The sequence below is a fragment of the Sneathiella chinensis genome (assembly GCF_012720115.1).
Classification (GTDB): domain Bacteria; phylum Pseudomonadota; class Alphaproteobacteria; order Sneathiellales; family Sneathiellaceae; genus Sneathiella; species Sneathiella chinensis.
In genome coordinates this window covers 1-7,674 of record NZ_VNWN01000005.1, presented here as the reverse complement: position 1 = coordinate 7,674, position 7,674 = coordinate 1, and the positions used below count along the sequence as shown (strand labels likewise).

Genomic DNA, 7,674 nt, shown 5'->3' with positions numbered 1-7,674 from the left:
GCCGCCCGCGCATCTCTTCTCAATCAACAATGTCAATCAAAAACCGAAATCAAAATCTCTCAATTCCAACTCCGAAACCCCAACCAAACCGACCTCTTCGTCCGGTCTCTCAACCGTGCCTCAGTGGCCCGCCCCGTTGGCGTGGAGCGGTTTATAGGCCCTACCAACAGACCCGTCAAACCCTTTTTTGAATCTTTTTTGACAAAACCCCATTTTGGCCGCCAGAGACGCTCTCTGGCCCCGCAAAAAGGTCAACAAAGCTGCCACTCCCACCCCCAAAATCCCAAAAACAAAAAAGCGTATTATTTTTGGGATCCCGGCGGAAGAAGCCCGATCAATAGGATCGGGGCAGCTTCAATTCATGTTCCACCAGATAGGAAAACCGTCATATCACTGAGATAATGTCTTTCTATCCGGCCTCTCGTTCAGGATTTATCGTGGCTTTTCTCTGTAGCGTCCGGCGCCCTTTGTGCTCACCGCAAGCTTCTGAAAGGTCTAAAGGACCTGCAAGATCCACACGCATCCCCGCTCACGCCCCCGCCTCTCCTGGCGGCTCTCCACATCCTCGTAAAAACTGTAATTTTTAACAATATTCGTCATTATTGCGGTCAGCAGCAGCGGCCTTCTAACTGTCAGCGTAAAATTTAACGTTTTCCGTAATGTGTGAAGGGGAGTGCTTTTGGCGTAAAAAAGCTCCGCTTTTCAGCGAGGCATTTTTATTGGCTACGGGGTAGGCAACCCTCTTTATTTGCTGTTAACCCGCACTTAATACCTACAAGAAGGGAGAGTAGATCACTTTATCTCTCACGCGTCCCCCCCTCGCGACAACCTTGAATGTTCTCTTTTTGTTCTATATATTGAAACACTCCCCCTGAACGGTACGGAGAGGATTCTGAGCGATGGCGGGCGCAAGGCATAGAGAATTCAAAAAGCTGAAACGACAGATTTATGAAAGCCGCACCCGGCAAATGCAGGGGCAAAATGCATGCCCGACTTTTGCGCCCCCTTGTGAAGGGGGCCCCTCCCCTGCGGAAGGCTTTTTTGGGGTTTCATCGTTGGATGCGGCGCTCCCCAAGGGGGAAATCGCGGCGGGGGCTGTTCATGAATTTATCCCCGCGTCCCGTGACGATTTTCCGGCCGCACTCGGCTTCATGCTCTGCCTCCTGCGCCGCCTTACCATGCAAGAGGCCCTACAGGACGCTCCCATACTCTGGTGTCATGTCCAAGGGCGGGCAGAATTCCCAAGCCTGCCTTATCTGCCGGGCCTCGCGTTCAGTGGCACCCCTGTCCCGCGTTTCCTGACGGTGAGTGCGCGGCTGGAGAAAGATATGCTCTGGGCCCTTGAGGAAGGCCTGTCCATGACCCGTAGCCCGCTGATTATCGGCGTCAATGCGGGCACCGAAAAACTGTATGATTTCACGGCAAGCCGCCGGTTGTCGCTGCGGGCCAGTCGCCATGGCAGCCGACTTTTCCTGCTCCGCCCCCATACAGCCGCGACCGGTTCTGATCAGGGCAGGACAACAACGGCGGCAACCCGCTGGCAAATCTCACCGCGACCCAGCAGCCCTGTAAAATATCGTAATTCACACACCCCTGCCATGGGCTTCCCCCGCTGGAGTATCACCCTCACCCGCAGCAAGGGCGGCAAAACTGGCACCTGGATACTGGAATGGGATCATGAGACGTTTTCTTTCCATTTGGCTTCCCCACTGGCCGATCGAAAGCCGCCTGCGCGATCGCAACAACCAAACCCCGCAGCAATCACGCCAAGAACGGAACGGCGTCGCCAAACGGGAAGCTGACATGTCTGCCTATTCCCCCTTTGCCCTGGTTCAAAGCGGCGCGAGAGGGATTGAGATCACCGCCATTAATCAGGCAGCGGAAATTGCCGGTCTTGCCAAGGGCATGTCGATAACGGAGGCCCGCGCCCTTGCCGGTACCCTGAGAACCGAAAGGGCAACCCCGGACCTCGACAAATCCCGCCTTTGGCAATTCGCATTATGGTGCCTGCGATACAGCCCCCTTGTCACCGCCCGCACACCCGATGATATCTTTATCGATATTACCGGATGCGCCCATCTTTTCGGCGGGGAAGCAATGATGATGGCAACCATCCATACCCGGTTACAGGGGTTTGGCCTGACAAGCCGCCTTGGACTTGCCGATACAATGGGGGCCGCGTGGGCGGCCTCTCATTATGGGGCTGACAGCAAAACCCTGATCCGGTACGGGAACCACCGATCTTTTATTGCGCCCCTTCCCATTGCGGCCCTGCGCCTTAAAGCGGAGACCCAATCCCGGCTGCAACAACTTGGCCTGCGATATGTAAAGCAGTTACTGGATATGCCAACCGCGCCCCTAACCACCCGGTTCGGCCCTGTTGTCGCAGCACGCCTGCATCAAACCACCGGCGCCGATGCGGAGATATTTGATCCGCTGTTCCCACCCCCTGAATACAGGTTAAGCCACCCCTTTTTGGAACCTGTCCTTTTTCTGGACGGCATTTCCCATGCCTTGGACAGCCTAACCGACCGATTGTCCCATGTGCTGGCGGGGCAGCAAAAAGCGGCCCGGCGATTATGCCTGAACCTGTTCCGTATCGATGGGCATCTTGAGCAGATCGCCGTCAATACCAGCCGCCCCTGTCACGAAGCCTCTCATATGCTCCTCCTTTTTCGGGAGCGTCTCTCCCAACTGGGAGAGGAGATCAACCCCGGCTTTGGCTATGACCTGATGACCCTCGACGCTTTTGAAGTGGAAATACGGCAGGATCATCAATCCAGCTGGCACGCAAAAGACAATCAGGGGGAAGAAACCCTAAATCGCCTTCTGGATCGATTTGGCAACCGATTTGGTTTTGACCAGATCCGATATTGGGAAAGGGTCGACAGCCACATCCCGGAAAGATCTATCCGCCAGTCATCTGCCAACACAAAACAGGAACCAACGGAACCGCGCCCAAACGCTCCCGTGCGCCCCCTTCTGCTACTGCCTCAACCGGCACCGATCGACGTTCTGGCGGAAGTTCCTGACGGGCCGCCCATCCGCTTTCAGTGGAGGCGTCGGCATTATTCTATCATTGCGGCCGAGGGACCGGAACGCATCGCGCCGGAATGGTGGCGGAAAGCCCCGCAGAACAGTTTTCAAACGCGGGACTATTACCGCGTTGAAGACAAGGACGGATACCGGTTCTGGATTTACCGCGATGGATTATACGAGCGCAGTAACGATCATCCCCGCTGGTTTATTCATGGTTTTTTCGCATGAGGGACTATTGCGAATTGGCCATTACCACCAATTACAGCTTCCTGCAGGGCGCCTCCCACCCCCATGAACTGATGGAGACGGCTGCCCATCTTGGATACAAAGCTATTGCCATTGCGGATCGCAACACCCTTGCCGGGATTGTTCGGGCACACAAGGCGGCGAAAGAGCATGATATCCGATTGATTGTTGGCGCCCGCCTTGTCCTGATGGACGGTACGGAATGTCTTTGCCTGCCAACGGATAAAGCGGCCTATAGTCGCCTTACCCGCCTCTTAACCCTTGGAAATCGCCGCGCGGAAAAAGGCGCGTGCCACCTATGGGCAGAGGATATACCGCCCCATGGTGAGGGCCAGATTTTCATCCTGATGCCGCCGCAAAATCCGGATCCTCATTTTCAAGAAACGGCAGAACTGCTGGCTGGGAAGATGCCACGGCAATGCTATCTTGCGCTCTCTCGCACCTATGCCTCCCATGATCTGGCGCGACTGGATCATCTGGCACATGTCGCAACCGAGCTGAATATCCCAACCGTGGTCACAAATGATGTCCTCTATCACATCCCCAATCGCCGCCCCCTTCAGGATATCCTGACCTGTATCCGGCAACATGTTCCCATTCATGAGGCCGGGCTGGGCCTGAACGCGAATGCAGAGCGTCACCTGAAAAGTCCCGTAGAAATGCGACGGCTTTTCCCTGGCTATGCCGATGCACTGGCCCGCAGCGTAGACATTTCAGAAAAATGCCGTTTCTCGCTGGATGAACTGGCCTATCAGTATCCAGACGAGCCAAGCGGAGACAGCCCGACACCTCAAGCTGAACTAGAACGTCTGACATGGATTGGTGCCCAGAATCGGTATCCAGAAGGCATCCCTGACAAGGTTCAGGCCATCCTTGAGCATGAACTGACCCTGATCCGCTCCCTTGATTATGCGTCCTACTTCCTGACCGTTCATGACATTGTCCGCCATGCCCGCTCCCTTGAGCCGCCGATCCTCTGTCAGGGACGCGGCTCGGCCGCAAACTCTGCGGTCTGTTACTGCCTTGGCATTACCGCCGTCAATCCATCGGAAATCGACCTGTTATTTGAGCGTTTTATCTCGGCAGAGCGAGACGAACCGCCTGATATCGATGTGGATTTTGAGCATGAACGGCGCGAGGAGATCATCCAGTATATCTATAACCGCTACGGTCGGCACCGGGCGGGCCTTGCAGCAACGGTTATCACCTACCGAACCCGCAGCGCCATACGCGACGTTGGAAAAGCAATGGGCCTTTCTGACGATGTGGTGGGTGCCCTTGCAAGTACGGTATGGGGCCGTAGCTCGACCGGGCTGGAATGGGAAGACGCGACCAGAATGGGCCTTTACCCAACCGATCGCACCCTTCAGCAGACCCTCCGCCTGAGCCGTGAACTAATTGGTTTTCCCCGTCACCTCTCACAGCATGTGGGTGGTTTTGTTATCACGCGGGATCCACTTGTGGACCTTGTTCCCATTGCCAACGCCGCGATGGAGGATCGAACCATTGTGGAATGGGACAAGGACGACCTTGACGCACTGGGCATGCTTAAAATTGATATTCTAGCTCTTGGTATGCTGACCTGTATTCGCAAGGCGTTTGACCTCCTCAGGGATCATTATCAAACCCCCATGGCCCTTGCCGATGTCCCGCGGGATGACCCGGCCACCTATGCCATGATCCAGAAGGCCGATACCATTGGCGTCTTCCAGATTGAAAGCCGGGCGCAAATGTCCATGCTGCCGCGCCTGAAACCGGAAAAATTTTATGATCTGGTCATTGAGGTTGCCATCGTGCGCCCCGGCCCCATTCAGGGGGATATGGTCCACCCCTATCTCCGGCGACGTCAGGGCCTCGAACAGGTCACCTATCCTTCCGAAGAATTGCGAGCCGTTCTCGAAAAGACAAAAGGCATCCCGCTTTTTCAGGAACAGGCCATGCAAATCGCCATTGTGGGCGCGGGCTTCACCCCTGCAGAAGCCGATGGGTTGCGACGGGCCATGGCCACCTTCCGCCACAGCGGTGAGATCACAAATTTCCAAACGAAATTCATCAACGGCATGCTGAACAATGGCTACACTCCGGAGTTTGCCGAACGGTGCTTCAAGCAGATTGAGGGTTTCAGTGACTATGGTTTCCCGGAAAGCCATTCGGCCAGCTTTGCCCTTCTGGCCTATGTTTCTGCATGGCTGAAATGCCATTACCCGGATATCTTCACCGCGGCCCTTCTGAACTCTCAACCCATGGGTTTTTATTCTGCATCCTCCATCATCCGCGACTTTCAAGCGCATGGGGGGATCGTCCTGCCCGTTGACATCAACAGGAGCGACCGGAACTATTCCCTGGAGCCTGTGGCGGGCAGCAGATACCCCTACGACATACGAATGGGCCTCCGGCAAGTCAAAAGCCTCCCCGCTGCCATGGCGGATCAGCTTGTCTCCTGTCGCAAGGAAGGATATGACAGCGTCCGCGATCTCTATTTCCGCTCCGGTATTGATATCAAGTCACTGGAAGCCCTCGCCAATGCCGATGCGTTTCGCTCTATCGGGCTGGACCGCCGCGACGCTCTCTGGGCTGTCCGCGGCTTGGTGGGGCAGGATGGGCGGCGCGGCGCAGTTGAAGAGCTTCCTCTCTTCTCTGCCTTCGCCGAAAAAAAGGCCGCCCTCCAGCGGGAAGCGGAAATACACCTCCCGGCAATGCCTTTGGGGCAGCATGTGGTCGAAGACTATCACAGCTTGCGCCTGTCCCTGAAAGCCCACCCCCTCTCCTTCCTTCGGGCGAATTTGGACAGCAAACGGGTCACTACCGCAGAAAAACTGCCTCTCGCCCCTGCTGGCAAGACCACCCACGTCGCGGGGCTCGTCCTCGTCCGCCAACGCCCGGGCTCCGCTGCCGGTGTTATTTTCCTCACTCTGGAAGATGAAACCGGGACGGTGAACGTCATTGTCTGGCCGAAAATATTCGAAACCTTCCGCCGCACCGTCCTCACAAGCCGCGCCCTCATGATAGAGGGCGAATTACAGAAAGAAGATGGCGTCATCCACATCATTGCCAGACAGATGGAAGACCTCACCCCGCAGTTAGGGGCAGCACTGGATGATAACAAGGAAAACAGCCCCTCTCCTCCCCCAAAGCCCCGTCACAACCTCTGGCGCCACCCTCGCGACACCTCTGTCCTGCCAGCAGGCCGAAACTTTCACTAAATCCCCCCTGCTTCTTGAGAAAACTTAAGCCTGGGCTTTGACCTTCCCAAAATCGCAACCAACGGTTACATTTGTAGCACAAGGAGCGATCACAGACACCAACGCGGCATTCAAAGAAGTCGGTATCCCGCGCGCACCCTTCACAAGCCCCCTCAAAAGATAGGCGGATCACATGGCTTCCAAGATGACATATCACAGCGCACCGGACACAAACCCCAGTCCGTCTGCCTCCCAGCCTGCCCGAACCGAAACCGAAACCGAAACCGGGACCGCCACCACCGACAACCCGCGCCCGCCAAGGCCCGCCTTGGCCGAATTCACATCCCCCCAAGGCGATACCATGGTCGTTCTGACCAAAAACGAATTCACCAAACTGCTGGAAGCCGCCGCCCATCACCAAACCGCCAAAGAGATGGCGGAAATCGAGGAAGTCGTCAAAGGCATCCGCCAGGGTAACATTGAAACCTTCCCCGCCGAACTGGTGGAAAGACTGGTCCTTGGCGAGGAAAATCCCGTTCGTGTTTTTCGCGAATACCGGGGCCTTGCAGTCAAAGACCTTGCCACCGCAGTAGGCGTCAGCCCTCAAATGATCAGCCAGATTGAAGGCGGCAGGAAAAGCCCGGCCCTCGACACCGCCAAACGCATCGCCGCCGCCCTAAAGGTCACCCTCGACGATCTGGCTTGACCCTCTCAACCGGATCAAGGGTAAATTGGCAGATACCCCCTCCTCTACCCATGCCTTCCTTATACTTCCCAACGGAACAACCCAGCCCCCGAACCAAAACATCTCCCTTCGGGAATCCGAAGGTACCCGAGAGCGCGGCCCCCTGTCTCTCTGTGACACCTGTCCATTTAATCGTAAAAACCGTAAAATTTAACGTATTTCGTTATTATTGGGGCAAGCGGCAGCGATTTTCTGACTGTCAGCGTAAAATTTAACGTTTTCCGTAATGCTGTGTGGGGATGCGTTGTCGGCATAAAAAAAGCCCCGCTGTGCAGCGAGGTGTTTTTTATTGGTTGCGGGGGCAGGATTTAGCGTGCGCGCGGGCTTTGCCCGTGCTCCGTAGCGTCTGGCGCGCTTTGCGCTTGCCGCGAACCTCGGAAAGTCCTTTGGCTTTCCTTGAGGTGTCATAGCCTTCTCCCCCCCATCAAAAACGCCAAAACCCGCCGTAGGGCGGGTTCTGAC

Annotated in this window: 7 protein-coding genes; 5 read left to right on the top strand and 2 right to left on the bottom strand. The window is 56.0% G+C overall.

Features of this window, described 5'->3' with window-relative positions; all coding sequences use genetic code 11:
* The 4 genes from FQB27_RS16575 to FQB27_RS10100 all read left to right on the top strand — a co-directional run.
* The coding region (locus tag FQB27_RS16575; RefSeq protein ID WP_206374540.1) for a hypothetical protein at nt 1–402 on the top strand (402 nt) is incomplete at its 5' end.
* A 653-nt stretch (nt 403–1,055) separates the two neighbouring features.
* A complete protein-coding gene (locus FQB27_RS10110; RefSeq protein ID WP_169560933.1) occupies nt 1,056–1,802 on the top strand; it encodes an ImuA family protein in 747 nt (248 codons plus the stop codon).
* Nucleotide 1,803: 1 nt separating this feature from the next.
* Nucleotides 1,804–3,267 carry a DUF6504 family protein gene (locus FQB27_RS10105; protein ID WP_169560932.1) on the top strand — a complete coding sequence of 488 codons (1,464 nt, stop codon included), beginning with the start codon at nt 1,804–1,806 and terminating at the stop codon, nt 3,265–3,267.
* Nucleotides 3,264–6,488 (top strand): error-prone DNA polymerase, encoded by a 3,225-nt coding sequence (locus FQB27_RS10100; protein WP_169560931.1) that lies wholly within the window; start codon nt 3,264–3,266, stop codon nt 6,486–6,488. The genes FQB27_RS10105 and FQB27_RS10100 overlap by 4 nt, the downstream gene beginning before the upstream one ends.
* 192 nt (nt 6,489–6,680) lie before the next feature.
* Here the strand turns inward: FQB27_RS10100 and FQB27_RS10095 are convergent, their stop codons facing one another.
* Complete coding sequence (locus FQB27_RS10095) at nt 6,681–6,830, bottom strand: hypothetical protein (RefSeq protein ID WP_169560930.1); 150 nt, start codon at nt 6,828–6,830, stop codon at nt 6,681–6,683.
* Between FQB27_RS10095 and FQB27_RS10090 the strand changes: the two genes are divergently transcribed.
* Nucleotides 6,829–7,173 (top strand): helix-turn-helix transcriptional regulator, encoded by a 345-nt coding sequence (locus FQB27_RS10090; protein ID WP_169560929.1) that lies wholly within the window; start codon nt 6,829–6,831, stop codon nt 7,171–7,173. The genes FQB27_RS10095 and FQB27_RS10090 overlap by 2 nt on opposite strands.
* A 189-nt stretch (nt 7,174–7,362) precedes the next feature.
* Here the strand turns inward: FQB27_RS10090 and FQB27_RS16570 are convergent.
* On the bottom strand, nt 7,363–7,674 hold a 312-nt coding region (locus tag FQB27_RS16570), incomplete at its 5' end, for a hypothetical protein (protein ID WP_206374538.1).